Source organism: Gammaproteobacteria bacterium (genome assembly GCA_013001575.1).
In the GTDB taxonomy this organism is placed as follows: domain Bacteria; phylum Pseudomonadota; class Gammaproteobacteria; order Steroidobacterales; family JABDMI01; genus JABDMI01.
Genome location: JABDMI010000107.1, coordinates 1 through 18,319, shown reverse-complemented (window position 1 = coordinate 18,319; position 18,319 = coordinate 1). Strand labels below are relative to the sequence as shown.

Here is an 18,319-nt window from a genome sequence, read left to right as displayed (position 1 = left end):
TGTCAGAAGCGGAGGCTTGTGCAGCCGGAATGGGAGCAACAAAAGCGGGTGCTTTAATTGCCCAGAACAAAGTTGCTAATTGCCAGGCAATGAAACACACCAGAGCCACGGAAAGCAGTATGGGAATGTAACTCATAGTCCACTTTCGTTTGTTTGGTTCGGTCGTCCAAGTTTGGAACAAATCAGCCAGCATGGCAGTCACGCATCCAGATCTTCATAATTTGTTATAGCTTTTGTAAATTTATGTGACCAGTATATAGGATGAAAGTGCCATATGAATAGACTTAAACACTTAAAATTCAAGTAGAATCTAGCCATATTTTGCTGCTTTACCAAGAAATGTACCAAATACGGAACGCTTTGCAGGCAAAATATGCAAAACTGTCATTAAGTAAATCATTTTCAAGGAAAAATTCTACATGCGTTGGCTCATCCGTACCTTGATCACAATTGCAATTTTTATTCCGTTTTGTATCCATCACCTGAGTGTGAATGGCTATGACTTCCTAAATACTCTAGAGCAATGGGCGCAAGACAAGCGACTGGTCTTGACCATGCCCAACACCAGGGAGGAGGGGATCGTGATCGTAGATATTGATGAAAAAAGCATAGCCTCGCTGGGACAATGGCCGTGGTCCCGGGATATCCTCGCAAGAATCGTGGATGAACTGTTTGAAAATTATGACATCCATGTGCTCGGTTTTGATGTGCAGTTTCCCGAGCGGGATCGACACGATGATCTGGATCTACTAGACGAACTTGAAGCAAAAATAAAGGACCCGGATATAGTTGAACAACTCAAGCTTGACGAGATTCGAGCACAACGCGATCGCGATAAAATGTTTGCAGACAGTATTCGTGGTCGCAATGTTGTATTGGGGTTCACTACCAGTTATACCGACGATCCCGATGAAATCATCGAGATTGGTGAATTACCGCCACCAATAATTGATTTACAAAATAATCCGGAATTGGGAATTTTGCCACTCATTCCAACAAATGGTCACATTGGAAATTACACTGTATTGCAGTCAGCAAGCAATGCAGGTGGAAACTTTAATCCTCTAATTATTGACGATGACGGAAAAATCCGTTCAATTGCAATGTTGTCACAAAAAGGGGATAAGGTTTATGAATCTTTGTCGATGGCCGTAGCACGTAAGGCCTTGGGTATAAATACGATCGGTTTCGGGCACGAAGAGTTTGACCCAAGCGCTCCCCTGACTCGCGAGAATGTTTCATCGATTATTCTTGGCGATAATGTGTATCCGGTTGGAGACAAACTGGAAATGCTGGTGCCGTATCGAGGGCTTGAGGGATCCTTTGCATACATTTCAGCTATTGATGTATTAAATAACAACGTCGACAAGAAAATATTAAGAGACAAAGTGGTATTGGTTGGTTCCAGAGCTTCCGGGCTACGTGATCTACGGGTTGCACCGGTATCAGAGAATTTTCCCGGGGTAGAGATCAATGCCAACATGGTGTCCGGGATCATTCTTGGCAATATCATGGAAAAAGATGAATCCGGTAAACTGATGGAGTTGGCCTTGATAATAATTATTGGCCTATTGGCAACCTTGTTGTATCCACGATTCTCGGTCGGCTTCAGTGTTACATTCACACTGCTTGTGCTTGTTGGTTTGTTATTGCTCAATATGATTGTCTGGAATGAAAATATTGTCTTGCCGCTGGTCGCGAGTGTACTGTTTACAATTTTATTGTTTCTTGCCCATATGCTGTTTGGCTACTTTGTTGAGTCCCGCGGTAAAAAACAACTGTCGAAGCTTTTTGGTCAGTATGTGCCACCCGAACTGGTCAATGAAATGGAGCAGGATCTTTCACATTACTCCATGGATACTCAAGAAGCCGAACTCACGGTGATGTTTGCTGACATTCGGGGTTTTACCCCCTTGTCAGAAGCACTGACTCCGGAACAGGTCACCGAATTGTTGAGTGAGTTCCTGACCATCATGACTGAAGTTATCCACTCCAAGCGTGGCACCATCGACAAATACATGGGTGATGCGATTATGGCTTTCTGGGGCGCGCCATTGCCAAATGAAAACCACGCGCACGATGCCCTTGAAGCGGCCTTTTTGATGCAGGAGAAAATGCAACAAGTAAATAACAATCTCACGGCACGCGGCTTGCCGAATATCTCGATCTGTATCGGTCTGAACACCGGAAAAGTCCGGGTTGGGAACATGGGCTCCGAATTCCGTATGGCCTATACGGCAATTGGTGATGCGGTTAACCTGGCTGCACGCCTTGAGGCATTGACCCGAAATTACGAAGTTGGCATTTTATTAGGTGAGGCTACACGTAAAGAACTCGACGATAGTTTGTGTCTGGAACTCGATATAGTCAAAGTAAAAGGAAAAGACACCGCGGTTTCGATCTTTGAACCACTTGGGAATATTTCCTCTGTGAGTGATGAACAGGCCAAAATGCTGGAAAAATACACTCAAGCCTTACAGGCCTATCGCAATCAGGACTGGAGTACCGCGATTCGAACCTTTCATGAGTTAAAGTCCGAATATCCCGAGCGCTATTTGTTCCAATTGTATCTGGAGCGTCTCGAAGGTTTCCTCGAGACCCCGCCGGCACCAGGTTGGGACGGGGTGTTTGTTTATACCAGTAAATAACTGAGCAAAAAAACATCAAATTCAATTTTATTTAAGTTTGAATTATTTGTATTTGCCCCAATCTAAGTCTGGGTAAGTAGAGGAATATTCCTCAATTTTGTCACGCTTTTATCAGCGTATAATGTTTGTTATGAAGAGCAATGTAATTCGCCTAAATCAGGGTAATCCAGACAATCCGCAAATCGATGACGGAGATAACGGGGTTGGTGTACTGGTTGCGCCAAGTAAACCCAAAACCCAAAAACCACCCATGTACAACGTGGTGTTATTGAATGACGATTACACTCCGATGGAATTTGTGGTGAGTATTCTGGAAAGTTTTTTTAATAAAGACCCGATCACATCTACGCGTATCATGCTCGAAGTGCACACCAAGGGCAAAGGTGTATGCGGTGTATACCCATTCGATATTGCCAACACCAAAGTTAACCAGGTCAACCAGTTTTCACGGCAAAATCAACATCCCTTGATGTGCGATATGGAAAAAGCCTGAATTATTCAGTCACTAACCAGTTTGTAAATCTGTAGTAAACCAAGAGTAAATTATGTTTAGTCCCGAATTAGAATTTTGTTTAAATGCCGCCTTTGAAAATGCCCGTGAAGAGCGGCATGAGTTCATAACGGTCGAGCATTTGTTGTTGCATTTACTTGCAGCCCCTCAAACTATTGAAATACTCAAGGCTTGTGACGCCAATGTGCAGTCGGTACAGATCAGTCTGGAAGAATATCTGGATGAAACTACTCCACGCATACCACCTGAAGTAGAGCAAGACGTGCAACCTACACTGGGTTTTCAACGCGTATTACAAAGAGCGGTTTATCATGTGCAATCCAGTGGCAAAAAAACCGTTACCCCGGCCAATGTGCTGGTTTCAATTTTTGGTGAAAAACAAACTCATGCGGTAGACATTCTTGAAGCGCATGGGGTGACGCGGCTGGATGTGGTGCAGTACATTTCGCATGGCATAAGCAAAAATTCCGATGATTTCGCCACGGCAGATGAAAATCTGGAACAAGCAGCTGATGCAGAAGCCGAAGTTGAAAAATCGCCACTGCAAAAATTTACCCGCAACCTCAATGAATTGGCCAAAGATGGTGAGATCGACCCGCTTATCGGGCGTGATGTCGAATTACAACGCACCATGGAGATCCTGTGCAGACGTCGCAAGAACAATCCATTATTTGTTGGTGAGGCCGGTGTGGGTAAAACGGCATTGGCCGAGGGCCTGGCCTTGCGTATTGTGAACGGTGAAGTGCCCGATGCCATTAGTGATTGTGTGATCTATTCTCTGGACCTTGGTGATCTGATCGCCGGCACTAAATATCGTGGCGACTTCGAAAAACGCCTTAAGGGTGTTTTGCACGGTTTGCGAGATATTCCCAAAGCCATTTTATTTATCGACGAGATCCATACCATCATTGGCGCTGGTGCTACGTCCGGTGGCACTATGGATGCGTCCAATTTGATCAAGCCGGTCTTGGCCAATGGTCAGTTACGTTGTATTGGTTCGACCACCTATCAGGAATATCGCGGGATTTTTGAAAAAGACCGCGCCCTGGCCAGACGTTTCCGCAAGGTGGATGTGCCCGAGCCAAGTGTTCCGGAAACTATCGAAATTCTCAAAGGCTTGCGCGACAAATTTGAAGAACACCACGGTGTATATTACCCCGATGATGTGCTTAAAGCCGCGGTGGATCTGTCGGCTCGCTATATCAATGAACGCCATTTACCCGACAAAGCGATTGACGTGATCGATGAGGTTGGTGCCGGTTTGCGCTTGAACGAACTGGACAATAAAAAGCAAAGTGTGGTTCGGATTGAAGATGTGGAAAGAACCATAGCACGTATCGCGCGCATTCCCGAGAAAAATGTTTCGTCTTCGGATAAAGATGTGTTGCGAAACCTGGAACGCAATTTGAAATTCACTATTTTTGGTCAAGACGAAGCGGTCGAAACCATCGCTTCGGCCATCAAACTGGCCCGCAGCGGCTTACGTGAAGAAGAAAAGCCAGTGGGTTCGTATTTGTTCGCCGGTCCTACCGGTGTGGGTAAAACCGAAGTGACCAAACAACTGGCGCATATCCTCGGTATCGAACTGGTGCGTTTTGACATGTCGGAATACATGGAGCGTCATACCGTCTCGCGTTTGATCGGTGCTCCTCCGGGATATGTGGGCTATGACCAGGGCGGTCTGCTCACCGAAGCCATTAATAAACACCCGCATTGTGTGTTGTTACTGGATGAGATTGAAAAGGCACACCCCGATGTATTCAATCTCCTGTTACAAGTCATGGATCATGGCCGATTGACCGACAATAATGGCCGCGTGGCTGATTTCCGCAATGTCATCATTATCATGACCTCGAATGCCGGCGCCGCCGACATGTCGCGTGCATCGATCGGCTTTACTACCCAGGATCATTCCAGTGATGGGGCTGAAGCGATCAAGAAATCCTTCTCTCCGGAATTCCGTAATCGTCTGGATGCCGTGGTGATGTTCAACAGCCTGAAGCTGGATGTGATCAAACGTGTGGTGGATAAACTGGTAGTCGAACTGGAATCGCAACTTGAAGACAAGGACATCACCATCGAACTTGATGCGGATGCCATGGCCTGGTTGGCTGAACACGGTTTTGATCCGAAAATGGGCGCGCGTCCGATGGCAAGACTCATCCAGGAAAAGATCAAGCGACCATTGGCCGAAGAATTGTTATTTGGTGAATTGCAATTTGGCGGGCATGTGTTGATCGGGATTAAAAACGATGAAATATCATTGACCTTTGATCCGCGTGATCCACGCGAAGACGAAGCACCGGAGCCGGAAGAGATCACGGCAGGGAAATGACGATCGCAGTTTACTATTGATGGGCACGATCTGCGATCTTTGCCCATCCTACGATAATGGCAATTCATTTGAACACGTATATGCATAATCCTATTGCGGGCCACGCAAAATAAAAGCCCGATGATCTCTCATCGGGCTTTCTAATTTCTATTAGGGCTAAAACTGCCTGACGCTATTATCTCGCTCTGTACACAATACGGCCTTTACTCAAGTCGTACGGGGTTAACTCGACCGTGACTTTGTCGCCGGTGAGGATACGGATATAGTTTTTACGCATACGTCCTGAGATGTGTGCGATAACTGTGTGACCATTTTCAAGTTCGACCTTGAATGTGGTGTTTGGCAAGGTATCAATAATCGTACCCTCCATTTGTATAGCGTCTTCTTTTGCCATTGCTTTCGGCGTTCTCCTACTCTAGTTAAACAAGAGACTCGGTTGATTCCTGCGCTCCTGCGAAGGCGGCATTGTCCACACTTAAGGCGAACTATGCAAGCACTTTACAGCCTGCGAAAATCGACTGAATCACGACTAAGTGACTAATATTTCAGGAATTAGTTCCCAGTCGTGGCTCATTGTGACAGGGCAAGCTGAATCCAGGATGACTGAAAATGCGTCTCTGGGAATAAGCTCACACCCTAGGGTGCGCAGGTGATCGGACTCAACCTGGGCGTCCAGAAGTTGATAACCCCAGTGTTCCAGGTGTTTGGCGAGGCTAATAAATGCCAGTTTGGAGGCATTGTCCTCGAGACTGAACATGGATTCTCCAAAGAATACCTGCCCGATTGCGATGCCATAAATTCCTCCGACCAGTTTTTCTTGTTCTTTATCAGTTCGCCAGATTTCCAGGCAATGCGCGTGTCCGTTTTTATGCAATTCACAATAGGCGTTGATCATTTCGGGCATGATCCAGGTGCCATCACCCGGATAGCGGGGTTGGGCACAGGCTTCGATGACTTGACGGAATGCGCGGTCAAAGCGCAATTCGTACGGATGCTTTTTTAAAAAGCGTTTCAGGCGTTTGGGAATGTGGACCTTGTCCGGATACAACACCATGCGAGGATCGGGTGACCACCAGAGTATGGGTTGGTCAGCGGAATACCACGGGAAAATGCCATGTTCATAGGCGTAAAGTAATCGCTCGATTGAAAGGTCACCACCCGCAGCAAGTAAACCATCCGGGTCTGTTAATGCCTCCCTTAATTCGGGAAATGAATCAGGCGAAGAGTTTTCAGGAAGCCAGTGGATGGAAGTCATGTGATTATTTTAATTCAAACTTCGCAGGCTAGTGCGGGAGTAAAGAACCCACGAGATATCTTGCCTGGGCTTAGACAATGAGATTACGCATTCTAAAAAGTTATTTTTGTTTGAACGGCAAATGCCCTTTGGCATCTTCCTTGTATTCCAAAATTGCTTTGTGTTCTCGCTGCAAGTGATCCGCAATGGCATCTCTGAAGCCTTCATGAGCGATCCAGTGCATAGAGGTCGTCAGGGTAGGTTCAAATCCCCGTCTTAATTTATGCGTGCCGCCGGTGCCGGGTTCGATGTGTTTGAGTTTTTGGTGTAAGGCGTAGTCGATAGTTTGGTAAAAACAGGTTTCAAAATGCAGATTATTAATGTCTGCCATTTTTCCCCAATAGCGACCATACAAAACCTCATTGGATTGAAAACAGATCGCGGTACCAAGCAACAAGTTATTTTGAAAAGCCTGAATGATAGGCATCTGTTCACCCATGGAATTCGCCAGATCCAAAAATAATTCTTTGGAAAAATACGGGGTTTGTCCGCGGAGTAAAAATGTATTGGCGTAACACTGGTAAATGTCTTGCCATAACTCCGGGTCGATCTCGTTGGCTTTCTGGATTTTCAAATCCACATGTTGTTTTTGTATAGAGCGACGCTCCTGGCGTATTTTTTTTCTTTTCGATGAGGTCATCCGGGCGAGAAAATCATCAAAGCAGGCGTCTTGTTTATCTTGCCAGCGGTTCTGCCAGTGAAACTGCACATCGATGCGTTTTAACAGGCCATGTTCCTGCCAAATGACTTGTTCAGTGTCGGTCAAGAACAAGGCGTGCAAAGATGATACGGCTTCATGTTTGGCGTGATCCATGGCAGTCTGGATCAGCTTCGAGGCCAAATATTCCTGGCCGAGTTGCGGATGGGTTAAACACTTTCTGGCGCTTGCCGGCGTGTAGGGTGTGGTAACCACCAGTTTCGGGTAATACGCAATCCCGTGTTGCGCATACGAGTTTGCCCAGGCCCAGTCAAAAACAAATTCTGCCCAGGAATGGTCTTTTAAAAACATCGGCATGGCAGCAATAAGTCGATCGCTGCCGTTGTGTTTGTCAAATAGACATACGAGTCGACAATCCCAGCCACTGGCGTGATTCAGGTTACCGTTTTGTTCCAGACTCAGGAAAAATTCATAGCGTAGAAAAGGGTGATAAGCCCCGTCCAATGCATTCCACTCGCTCGCTCGCAAGTCAGCGAAACTTTTAATGATTCGGGAAGTGTAAGTTGCGGCGTCCACGCTTAATTATACGGGTTAAAGAAATTGTCATTCCTGAATGTCGGTTGAAAGTGGGTTGAAAGCGGGAATAACAAGTAGACTGTGGGCAATTGGACTGTGGGTAAGTGCACAGCTGTAAGTGGACAGCTGTAAGTGGATTGGGGCTTGCTGAAATTATTCCATCGAGTCCAGATATTTTTCCGCATCCAACGCGGCCATACATCCGGTGCCGGCCGAAGTGACCGCCTGACGATAGACATGGTCGGCCACATCACCGGCTGCAAACACACCTTCTTTGCTGGTGGCCGTGGCGTTGCCTTTGAGTCCAGAAACAACTTGAATATAACCACCTTTCATGTCCAGTTGATCAATGAACAAGTCGGTATTAGGTTTATGCCCGATGGCAATAAACACCCCGTGCACATCAAGTTTTGGACGCGACGACGGATTTTTCTTACCTTTGAGTTGCACACCGGTCACCCCCGATTCATCCCCCAGGACTTCTTCAAGTTCGTGGTCCCAGAGAATTTCCACATTACCATTTTTTTCTTTTTCAAATAAACGGCCTTGCAAAATTTTCTCGGCACGTAAAGCGTCACGTCTATGCACCAATGTGACTTTGCGACAAATATTGGATAAATACAGCGCTTCTTCCACGGCCGTGTTACCCCCGCCAACCACAACCACATCCTGATCACGGTAAAAGAAACCATCACAGGTTGCACAGGCCGAGACACCTTTGCCTTTAAATGCTTCTTCCGATTCCAGTCCAAGATACATGGCACTCGCACCCGTGGCGATGATCACCGCGTCGGCTGTGTACACATCGGTATTGCCCCACAGCTTGTACGGTTTTTCCGAGAGATCCACTTTATTGATGTGGTCAAAGATCAGCTGTGTATTGAATTTTTCCGCATGCTGTTTCATGCGTTCCATCAATTCGGGACCTTGCAGATCATGCGGGTCACCCGGCCAGTTCTCCACTTCTGTGGTTGTCATTAATTGTCCGCCTTGTTCCACACCGGTGATCACAACCGGATCAAGATTGGCGCGTGCGGCATACACGGCAGCGGCGTAACCGGCAGGACCGGAACCGATAATAATGAGTTTGTGGTAGAGGGAATCTGTGCTCATGGATTTTCTGCTTTTATCGTTTAGAGAAGGAAAAATAAGGCGCTAGTTTACGTGTTAATGCCAGTGTGCGTCGAGTCGGATTTTAAATCCGGAAAAATTGCTGAAAAAAGAGTCGATTCAGTCACAAAGCAGGTCTATTTTTTTTCTCCTGGATGATGCACAGGCACACAAAGCTCGTGTGCTTCTGTATAATTATCTGGATATGCCAAATCTTATCTAATTCAAGTATTTATGGCCCATTCAACTAAATCGAGTTTAACATTTTGAGCGATTTGCCCGATCCAAAATTAACCCCCGTGCAGCGCCAGGAGCGTAGTGTGAAACGTTCTATACGCGAGAGCGCTTTGTGGGTTTTGGGCGCATTGGGCATTTTATTATTTGGTGCGCTGTGGTCATACAATCCTGCAGATCCCGCATTTACCACCACAGGTGAACCCGGACAGGTTGAAAATGCCTTTGGCCCGGTCGGCGCCTGGATGGCCGATCTGTTTTATTTTCTGGTTGGCCGGTCTTCATTTTTATTACCGTTTTTGATCTTTTTTGCCGCCGTTGTACTGTATCGCCGACGCAATGCGCTTGAGTCCTGGTCACGTAATACCTGGATTGCCCGTGGTGTCGGATTTTTCCTGACCATGATCACCAGTTCGGGCTTGGCCAGTTTGCATTTTTCCGGGCAAGCCATGCCCAATGGCGCGGGCGGCATATTGGGTGAAGTGTTTGGAAATGGTCTGGCCGAAAATTTCAGTTTCAACGGCGCGACCATTTTGTTGCTGGCGTTTTGGTTAACCGGTGTGTCTTTGTTTACCGGACTATCCTGGATGAAGTTTTCCGAGCGGGTTGGACGTTTTACACTTAGATCGATCGAGCGTGTTAAGCAGTGGCGCCAGGAGCGCGAGGAAAAAGTCGAATTCGAACAAGCCAAACAAGTGCGTATACAAGAACACGTCATTCGTAAAAAAGCCGTTGAGAAAAATGCCGAAGTACGAATTGCACCCAAGATTGAAGCCGTGGCACCGCCAATTGCAAAAAGCGTGCGCGTTGAAAAAGAGCGTCAAGTCACTTTGTTTGAAACCGAAAGCAGTGGCGACCTGCCCGAACTCGCGTTGCTGGATGACCCCAAAGCGCTAACCCACAGTTATTCCCGCGAATCACTGGAAGCCATGTCGCGACTGGTTGAGATCAAGCTCAAAGAATTCAATGTGGACGTTGAAGTGGTTTCGGTATTGCCAGGTCCGGTTGTGACGCGCTTTGAACTGATGCCGGCTCCCGGAACCAAAGTGAGCAAGATAATAAACTTATCCAAGGACATTGCGCGTTCCTTATCGGCAATTTCGGTGCGCGTGGTGGATGTGATCCCGGGTAAAGCGGTCATCGGCCTGGAATTACCCAATGAAAACCGGGAAATGGTTCTACTCAGTGAGATCATTAAATCCAGCGCATACGATGACTCCAAGTCTCCGTTGACCATTGCTCTGGGTAAAGACATCAGCGGGCAAGCCGTGGTGGCTGACGTGGCTAAAATGCCCCACTTACTGGTGGCTGGTACCACCGGCTCGGGTAAATCGGTCGCGATCAATTCCATGATCCTGAGTATTTTGTTCAAAGCCACCGCCGAAGAAGTGCGCTTGATCATGATCGACCCCAAAATGCTGGAGTTGTCGGTTTACGAAGGCATTCCGCATCTCTTGGCGCCGGTTGTGACCGACATGAAAGAGGCCGCCAATGCATTGCGTTGGGCGGTTGCCGAAATGGACAGACGTTACATGCTGATGTCAAAACTCGGAGTGCGAAACCTGAAAGGCTTTAATCGCAAAGTGCGCGATGCCATTGCCGCCGGTCAACCGATCAAAGATCCCTTGGTCAAGCCGCCTCCTCCGGAAATGTACGACGAGGAAAAGCCTTTTGTGCATCCGGACCTTAGCCCCTTACCCTTGATCGTGATTCTGGTCGACGAACTCGCCGACATGATGATGTTGGTTGGTAAAAAAGTTGAAGAACTTATCGCGCGTCTGGCACAAAAAGCACGCGCCTCCGGCATTCATTTGATCCTGGCCACGCAGCGACCCTCGGTGGATGTGATAACCGGTCTGATCAAAGCCAATATCCCGACGCGTATCGCGTTCCAGGTCTCATCGCGGGTTGATTCACGAACGATTCTGGATCAAATTGGTGCCGAGAACTTGCTGGGTCATGGTGATATGTTATTCCTGCCACCTGGCACCTCGGTACCACGACGTGTACATGGCGCGTTTGTGGACGACCATGAGGTGCACCGTGTGGTCGCGCAATTGAAAAAAGCTGGCAAGGCCAATTACATTGAAGAAATTCTCACCGGTCCGGCAAACAGCAGTGCCGATGGTCTGGGCGCGGGCGACGACGATGATTCCGAAGCAGACCCTTTATACGATCAAGCGGTTCAGATCGTGCTTACAACCCGCAAAGCCTCGATCTCCGGAGTACAAAGACGCCTGAAGATCGGATACAACCGTGCCGCGCGATTGGTAGAAACCATGGAAGCCGCTGGACTGGTAGGTCCACTCGAGTCCAACGGACGTCGTGAGATCCTGGTTCCTGAACCTCAAGAGTAAATTTTGGCCAGAAATTTTAGACAGTAAATTTTGATCTCACAGCTGTTGGTTCAGGTCTGATTAAGTCTGGATTTGCATACTGGTCATAAGTTATTGAAACATTTGGAGAAGTGATTTGTTCACCCTAAACATGCAGCGATTGATCAAATCGCAGATCCCGGCATTCATTGCAGTCCTGCTTCTGAGTGCCAGCAATTTTGCCCAAGTCATTGACGGCGCTGAAGCTGAATTGTCGACACCGCTAAGCGCAAAAGAATTGCTTCAGGATTTCATGAGCAATGCATTCACCCTGAGTACCGATTTTACCCAGGTCGTGATCGACGAAGAAGGCAAACTGGACCCAAGAGCTTCTTCTGCGGGAGTTTTTGCTTTGGCGCGTCCCGGAAAATTTCGCTGGCAGATCACCGAGCCCAACACACAATTGATCATGTCGGATGGCAAGAATCTGTGGAATTACGACGTCGAACTCGAACAGGCCACGGTTAAACCGGTTGATGAATCACTCAGCGCGACACCAGCGATGTTGTTAAGCGGCGAAGAAAACGTGTTGGATGCCTTTGACCTTAATGGCAGCTTTGTGACCATTTACGACGATGAGCGGGTGCAATGGCTGGAGTTGATCCCCAAAGAAACCCATAGCGATTTCTCCAGAGTACGTTTGGGGTTTAATGACAATGACATCCGCATAATGGAATTGTCGACCAATATTGGCCAGATCATTCGTATAGAATTTTTAAGTGTGGCGCGCAACCTGGAACTGGACGAGCAATTATTTCGCTTCTCGGCACCCGACTATGTCGATATCATCGGGGAAGCTGCCGAGTGATTTTTCACAACTGAATATTGAAATAAGGGATTATTTTGTATCAACTTAAATATCGTTATGTCTGGATCATCCTGGGTTTGTTACTCACCGGAACCATTACTTATTTGAGTTTAATCCCGCTACGTACTGAGGTGCCATTTGGTCTGTCCGACAAAGTTGTGCATTTTGTCATTTATTTCACGGTCACCATTTGGTTTGTGGGCATTGTGCAGCAACGTTTTTTTTGGCTACTCGGTTTGGTATTTTTTGTATTCAGTTACGCCATCGAAGTCTTGCAAGGCATGACCACCTATCGGCGCTTTGAATGGTCGGACTTGCTCGCCAATGGTGTCGGAATTGCTGTCGCCTTGCTGTTGGGTATGCTTTTATTCAAGGGCTGGTGTCAGTGGTTTGAAAGTACGGTTTTAAAAATATCACATCCGGACGTATAAGCCTGCCTGCCGGCAAAGCCAATCATCACACAAGTTCGCTGCATTGATTTACACTGCGGGAATGTTTGAGTCAGACGACATTCCGCAAACCCCCAGCACCCATCCCGATCACAGACCCTTGGCGGATCGCATTCGCCCGCAAGCATTGCGCGAAATAGCCGGTCAGCAACATTTACTGGCGTCGGGCAAACCTTTGCAACAAATGCTTGGGGGAGGGCGTTTACATTCACTGATCTTTTGGGGGCCACCAGGAACGGGTAAAACCACCCTGGCACGCTTACTCGCACAGCGCAGTGGTGCCAGATTTGTGGCCTTGTCGGCCGTTACTTCGGGGGTTAAGGAAGTGCGCGCGGCGGTCGAATTGGCTAAAGCCTTGCGCGATACCAAACAAATGCAAACCGTGTTGTTTCTGGATGAGGTACATCGTTTCAATAAATCTCAACAAGACGCCTTTTTGCCCTTTGTGGAAGATGGCACCATTGTGTTCATTGGCGCAACCACCGAGAACCCGTCTTTTGCTCTGAACAATGCCTTGCTCTCGCGTGCCCGCGTATATGTGCTCAAGGCACTGAATCGTGATGACCTGATAGAGGTTTTACAGCGTGCCATTAATGACGAAACGGACGGATTGGGTAAATTCAATCTCAAAGCATCCACTCAAGTTCTCAGCCTGATCGCCGATACGGCCGATGGTGACGCAAGACGTGCTCTGAATTTGCTCGAACAAGCCGCGGATTTGGCCGAGCAGGGCGAACTGACCGAAAGCGTCGTCAGCTCGGTTCTGGTCGCATCCACCTTACGCCGCTTCGATAACAAGGGTGACGCATTCTATGACCAAATCTCGGCCTTGCACAAGTCAGTACGCGGCAGTGACCCCGATGCCTCCCTGTATTGGTTTTGCCGTATGCTGGATGGCGGTTGTGACCCTTTGTATATTGCACGGCGCGTTATCCGCATGGCTTCTGAGGATATCGGCAATGCCGACCCGCGTGCGCTGCATCTGTGTCTGGATGCCTGGCAAACCTATGAGCGCCTGGGAAGTCCCGAAGGTGAGCTGGCCATTGCCCAGGCTGTGGTCTATTTGGCCTGTGCTGCGAAAAGCAATGCGGTGTATAGCGCCTACAAACAGTCCATGCGTGATGCTAAAGCGTCGGGTAGTCAGGATGTGCCCATGCATTTACGTAATGCGCCTACGAAATTAATGAAAGAGCTGGACTACGGAAAAGGCTATCGTTATGCACACGATGAAGCCGATGCATTTGCGGCTGGTGAAACCTATTTCCCCGAAGGCTTTGAAGCTAAAACCTACTATCATCCGGTCGATCGTGGTCTGGAGCAAAAAATCGCCGAGAAACTGGCGTACCTTAGGAAAAAAAACCGCTCCGGAAAGTCGGGCTGACCCAACTCGGTTAACGCATCACGTATAATTACCCGTTTAGACCAGCGAAATATAAAATGAATCATTGGCTAGCGATCGGTGCCGGAGGTGCAGTAGGAGCGATCTTGCGCTACGCAATTACCAAGGCAGATCTGGTTCAGGACATGGGCAGTGCCTATTTCCCGAGTGGTACCCTGATCGTTAACGTGTTTGGAAGCTTTTTACTCGGTCTATTGATCATTGTATTAAGCCAGAAGTTCGCAGCCCCGGATTGGGTACGCTTGTTTTTATTTGTAGGAGTCCTGGGTTCGTTCACCACATTCTCTACATTTTCCGTTGAAACGATAGAGCTATTCGAGCTGGGTAAACATTCCATCGCGCTCTGGAACATGCTATTGAATCTTTTCGGTAGTTTGCTCGCGGCCGCGGCTGGTTTGTACCTGGGAAAACTTGTAATTTAACTTAATAAACCTTGAATTGAGAAACTAATGCTAGACCCGAAATTATTACGTAATAACCTGGACTTCGTATGCGAAAATCTTTTGCGACGTGGCTATGAGTTTGATAAACAACATTATTTGAGTCTTGAGTCCGAACGTAAAAATTTACAAGTACAAGCGGAGCAATTACGCAATAAACGTAATGCTTCATCCAAACAGATCGGTCAGGCCAAGGCTGCGGGTGAAGACATCCAGCCATTGCTTGACCAGGTGGCCGATCTGGGCGACAAACTCAAAGCCCTTGAAAATGAACTGGAAAAAAACCAGCTGGGTTTGCAAATAATCCTGGAAGGTACGCCTAACCTGCCACACGCATCGGTGCCGGAAGGTATGAGCGAAGACGATAATCGCCTGGAACATAGCTGGGGTGACATACCCGCATTCGATTTTGAAGTGAAAGATCATGTTGATCTGGGCGAAGCGCTTGGGCAAATGGATTTTGAAGTTGCCACTAAAATCACCGGTTCGCGTTTTGTGGTCTTGTCCGGGCAGCTGGCGCGCATGCAACGCGCATTGGCGCAACTGATGCTCGACACCCACACTTTGGAGCATGGCTACACCGAAACCTATTCCCCGTATATTGTGAACAGCGACAGTATGCGAGGCACCGGGCAATTGCCCAAATTTGGTGAAGACTCTTTCAGGCTTGATGGAGAGCAGGGCTATTATCTGATTCCAACCGCAGAAGTGTCTGTGACCAATCTGATCCGTGATGAAATTTTGGAGGCCGATTATTTACCGCGTAAATGGACGGCGCACACGCCGTGTTTTCGTTCCGAGGCCGGTTCCTACGGGCGTGATACGCGCGGCATGATCCGCCAGCATCAATTTGAAAAAGTTGAAATGGTGCAAGCCGTAAAACCATCGGATTCTTTTGCAGCACTGGAGGAATTGACCCGGCATGCGGAAGTCATTCTGGAAAAACTCGAGTTGCCTTATCGTCGTGTCACACTGTGTACCGGCGATCTGGGTTTTTCCGCGGTTAAAACCTATGATCTGGAAGTCTGGATACCGTCACAAAACAAGTATCGGGAAATTTCTTCGTGCAGCAACATGCAAGACTTTCAAGCCCGTCGCATGCAAGCCAGATGGCGCAACCCTGAAACCGGCAAACCCGAGTTATTACACACCTTGAATGGTTCGGGACTGGCGGTAGGACGTACCCTGGTCGCGATCATGGAGAATTATCAGCAAGCAGACGGGTCGATCAAAGTTCCGACGGTTTTACAGTCGTATATGGGCGGTTTGGACCTGATTGTATAGCTAGATGCAGGATGGGCGCACGTTGTTTTGCCCATCCTGGGTCAATCGTGAGACTTCTCAATAATCTCATCTTTTTCCGGCTTTAAGAATTCCGGCATCACGATCTCTTTCTTTTTTGAATCCGATTTTATGTGCAGGTCACGCTGCGGGAATGGAATCTCAATACCGTTCTCACGGAATATTTTGTCTATCGCAAAATTCAGATCGCTGATGATGTCGAAGCGCTGATCAATGTTTTTGATCAAAACCACAATACTGAAATTCAGTGAACTGTCGCCAAAACTCTCGAACCGGATCGTGGGCTGGGGTAAATTGGGTCGGGTGATTACCGTTTTGTTTTCGTTAGCCACTTGCATCAGCAGTTTTTTAACCAGCTCTGTATCGCTTCCATAGGCCACGCCCACGGGTATTTTGATCTGACCAAATGTGTCATGCAGAACCCAGTTGGTTACTTGTCCGGAAATTAATTCGGAATTTGGCACAATCACATTGGTTCTCTGCCTAGTCTCGATCTCGGTTGAACGAATGCTAATGCGTTTGACAGTGCCTTCCACATTCCCGACAGAAATATAATCGCCAGAGTGAATGGGACGTTCAAACAACAAGATCAGGCCGGAAATGAAATTGTTTACAATATTTTGTAAACCAAAACCGATACCCACCGAGAGAGCACCGGCAACCAGGGCAAGACCAGTGAAACTCACGCCTGCAGCGGTTAGCCCCATGAGCATTGCAATTATCATCCCGACATATCCGGTGATGGTTACAATTGCGTCGCGTGAACCACGATCCATGCCGATATTTCGCAACCAGCGCCGTTCCAGTTTGGCTTTTAGCCACACACTGACCGATAACACCACTGCAAATGTCAGCAGGCCGGCCAGTATGTTCTTGGGGATTATTTTGGTGTCATCACCAATATTGAAACCGTCGGTGGCAAACTTCTGTAAGCTCGCAATGCTGCTGTCGGTAAAGTCCCAAACGATAAGCAAAACAATTCCAAAACCCAACCATAATCCCAAATTTGACAATAAACGTAACCAGCCCAATTCACTGGATTGTTCTTCCGCACGGATGCCCAGACTGGCGCGTAATTTGTAGGAGGTTTTGGTTTTACCATTGATTATTCCGTCAACTGTGGTCTCAATACTCCAAAGTAATATCCATAAAATGAACCCGGCCAGCAGGGTGCTCAACACTGCAAAAAGTAAATAGTTTGCGGCATTTACATAGCCCAGCAAGGTTGCCGGAATTGCCAGGACACATGCAGCAATCATGGCATAGCGTAAAAACCGGTAGCGACCCTTGAGATCCGGAAAATCACGTCCTAATTGCAGGATCGCAAGAATACTGAATATTAATAAGACATTCAAAACAATGTACGGGGCGAGTAGCTCGTCCGCAGGTTGTTCCAATAACCAATCGTATCCAAATATAAGGAAACCGATTGTTGCAACCAGGGTTAATACCTGCATGCGTTTGACTAATGCCTTGGGAATATCTTTATGCAGGCTATGCAGGCTGTCACCTGGTGAATTGGGGCGACATATCCAGCGGTAGATAAAGCCGAGAATGCTCACAAACAATGCGATCAAACTGGCGCGGGTTGCAAAAGTCCAGCCAAAGTCCAGAGTGCTTAAACTTTTGAAAGCAAAAAAGCCTGTTAAAGATGCGGCAATGAAAGGCAAATAATTACTCAGTGACTTAACCAGATTGTATTCAAAGGGTTCTTTGCCTTTGGGGCCCTTGTAGCCCGATAACAACTTAAGCAGTCCATTACGACCCAACCAGCCGATCCCTCCACCAAATAAGGTCAATAATAATCCCGTCCACCAACTGGAGGTTGAGTCAGCTGGTTCAGGATTAAGGCGTAGCGCTTGTGTAGATTTTGTTACCCAGCCGGACATATTCGCCGGAACGGCTTGTAGTACTTCGAGAGCGTTAGGATTTTTTTTGGTCAGTCTTTCTGCTGTAATGTCGCGTAATTTTTGGGTAGCTTGTTTGCTTAATTCATTGATCTGGGTTTCAAGCTTATTACAGGCAAATTCACGCGCTTTGGATTTGCCCAGGTTGTCATACAAGCGTTCGCGCTCGTCGATAATTTCCTTGGTTTCACCGATAGTACTTTCGCCAATGGATTCCAGCGTGCGGTTTAGATCAACAATCTGATTTGCACTTTTGTTTATACACTGCGTGAT

Annotated in this window: 14 protein-coding genes; 9 read left to right on the top strand and 5 right to left on the bottom strand. The window is 47.6% G+C overall.

Features of this window, described 5'->3' with window-relative positions; translation table 11 throughout:
• Positions 1 to 419 precede the first annotated feature (419 nt).
• The 3 genes from HKN88_08920 to clpA all read left to right on the top strand — a co-directional run bounded on the left by HKN88_08920 (position 420) and on the right by clpA (position 5,494).
• On the top strand, positions 420 to 2,648 hold the full coding sequence (locus HKN88_08920; GenBank protein ID NNC98176.1) for an adenylate/guanylate cyclase domain-containing protein: 2,229 nt from the start codon (positions 420 to 422) through the stop codon (positions 2,646 to 2,648).
• Positions 2,649 to 2,778: 130 nt separating this feature from the next.
• Positions 2,779 to 3,141 (top strand): ATP-dependent Clp protease adapter ClpS, encoded by a 363-nt coding sequence (clpS, locus tag HKN88_08915; GenBank protein ID NNC98175.1) that lies wholly within the window; start codon positions 2,779 to 2,781, stop codon positions 3,139 to 3,141.
• Between the two features lie 52 nt (positions 3,142 to 3,193).
• On the top strand, positions 3,194 to 5,494 hold the full coding sequence (clpA, locus tag HKN88_08910; GenBank protein ID NNC98174.1) for an ATP-dependent Clp protease ATP-binding subunit ClpA: 2,301 nt from the start codon (positions 3,194 to 3,196) through the stop codon (positions 5,492 to 5,494).
• 175 nt (positions 5,495 to 5,669) lie between these two features.
• Here the strand turns inward: clpA and infA are convergent, their stop codons facing one another.
• The 4 genes from infA to trxB form a co-directional block, all read right to left on the bottom strand.
• Complete coding sequence (gene infA / locus HKN88_08905) at positions 5,670 to 5,888, bottom strand: translation initiation factor IF-1 (protein NNC98173.1); 219 nt, start codon at positions 5,886 to 5,888, stop codon at positions 5,670 to 5,672.
• Between the two features lie 135 nt (positions 5,889 to 6,023).
• Positions 6,024 to 6,749 (bottom strand): leucyl/phenylalanyl-tRNA--protein transferase, encoded by a 726-nt coding sequence (locus HKN88_08900; protein NNC98172.1) that lies wholly within the window; start codon positions 6,747 to 6,749, stop codon positions 6,024 to 6,026.
• Positions 6,750 to 6,849: 100 nt separating this feature from the next.
• Positions 6,850 to 8,022 carry a GNAT family N-acetyltransferase gene (locus HKN88_08895; GenBank protein ID NNC98171.1) on the bottom strand — a complete coding sequence of 391 codons (1,173 nt, stop codon included), beginning with the start codon at positions 8,020 to 8,022 and terminating at the stop codon, positions 6,850 to 6,852.
• A gap of 153 nt (positions 8,023 to 8,175) precedes the next feature.
• Positions 8,176 to 9,135 carry a thioredoxin-disulfide reductase gene (trxB, locus tag HKN88_08890; GenBank protein NNC98170.1) on the bottom strand — a complete coding sequence of 320 codons (960 nt, stop codon included), beginning with the start codon at positions 9,133 to 9,135 and terminating at the stop codon, positions 8,176 to 8,178.
• Positions 9,136 to 9,452: 317 nt separating this feature from the next.
• Here trxB and HKN88_08885 point away from each other — a divergent pair, with 317 nt between their 5' ends.
• The 6 genes from HKN88_08885 (at position 9,453) to serS (ending at position 16,121) form a co-directional block, all read left to right on the top strand.
• Complete coding sequence (locus HKN88_08885) at positions 9,453 to 11,723, top strand: cell division protein FtsK (GenBank protein ID NNC98169.1); 2,271 nt, start codon at positions 9,453 to 9,455, stop codon at positions 11,721 to 11,723.
• 115 nt (positions 11,724 to 11,838) lie between these two features.
• On the top strand, positions 11,839 to 12,549 hold the full coding sequence (lolA, locus tag HKN88_08880) for an outer membrane lipoprotein chaperone LolA (GenBank protein ID NNC98168.1): 711 nt from the start codon (positions 11,839 to 11,841) through the stop codon (positions 12,547 to 12,549).
• A gap of 35 nt (positions 12,550 to 12,584) precedes the next feature.
• Positions 12,585 to 12,980 (top strand): hypothetical protein, encoded by a 396-nt coding sequence (locus tag HKN88_08875; GenBank protein NNC98167.1) that lies wholly within the window; start codon positions 12,585 to 12,587, stop codon positions 12,978 to 12,980.
• 61 nt (positions 12,981 to 13,041) lie between these two features.
• Entirely contained in the window at positions 13,042 to 14,379 is a 1,338-nt protein-coding gene (locus HKN88_08870) for a replication-associated recombination protein A (protein NNC98166.1), read from the top strand.
• 56 nt (positions 14,380 to 14,435) lie between these two features.
• Positions 14,436 to 14,819: a fluoride efflux transporter CrcB gene (crcB, locus tag HKN88_08865; protein ID NNC98165.1), complete on the top strand. Its 384-nt coding sequence runs from the start codon at positions 14,436 to 14,438 to the stop codon at positions 14,817 to 14,819.
• A gap of 27 nt (positions 14,820 to 14,846) precedes the next feature.
• Positions 14,847 to 16,121: a serine--tRNA ligase gene (serS, locus tag HKN88_08860; GenBank protein NNC98164.1), complete on the top strand. Its 1,275-nt coding sequence runs from the start codon at positions 14,847 to 14,849 to the stop codon at positions 16,119 to 16,121.
• Between the two features lie 41 nt (positions 16,122 to 16,162).
• On the opposite strand, the gene HKN88_08855 is transcribed toward serS, so the two are convergent.
• Positions 16,163 to 18,319, bottom strand: a 2,157-nt coding sequence (locus HKN88_08855; protein NNC98163.1) for a mechanosensitive ion channel family protein, incomplete at its 5' end; no start/stop codon positions are given.

What these genes read in the sequence shown, in the direction of transcription:
- HKN88_08900 (NNC98172.1), bottom strand. Translation starts at nt 6,749, where the DNA reads ATGACTTCCATCCACTGGCTTCCTGAAAACTCTTCGCCTGATTCATTT.
- clpA (NNC98174.1), top strand. Translation starts at nt 3,194, where the DNA reads ATGTTTAGTCCCGAATTAGAATTTTGTTTAAATGCCGCCTTTGAAAAT.
- HKN88_08920 (NNC98176.1), top strand. Translation starts at nt 420, where the DNA reads ATGCGTTGGCTCATCCGTACCTTGATCACAATTGCAATTTTTATTCCG.
- trxB (NNC98170.1), bottom strand. Translation starts at nt 9,135, where the DNA reads ATGAGCACAGATTCCCTCTACCACAAACTCATTATTATCGGTTCCGGT.
- infA (NNC98173.1), bottom strand. Translation starts at nt 5,888, where the DNA reads ATGGCAAAAGAAGACGCTATACAAATGGAGGGTACGATTATTGATACC.
- HKN88_08870 (NNC98166.1), top strand. Translation starts at nt 13,042, where the DNA reads ATGTTTGAGTCAGACGACATTCCGCAAACCCCCAGCACCCATCCCGAT.
- serS (NNC98164.1), top strand. Translation starts at nt 14,847, where the DNA reads ATGCTAGACCCGAAATTATTACGTAATAACCTGGACTTCGTATGCGAA.
- clpS (NNC98175.1), top strand. Translation starts at nt 2,779, where the DNA reads ATGAAGAGCAATGTAATTCGCCTAAATCAGGGTAATCCAGACAATCCG.
- crcB (NNC98165.1), top strand. Translation starts at nt 14,436, where the DNA reads ATGAATCATTGGCTAGCGATCGGTGCCGGAGGTGCAGTAGGAGCGATC.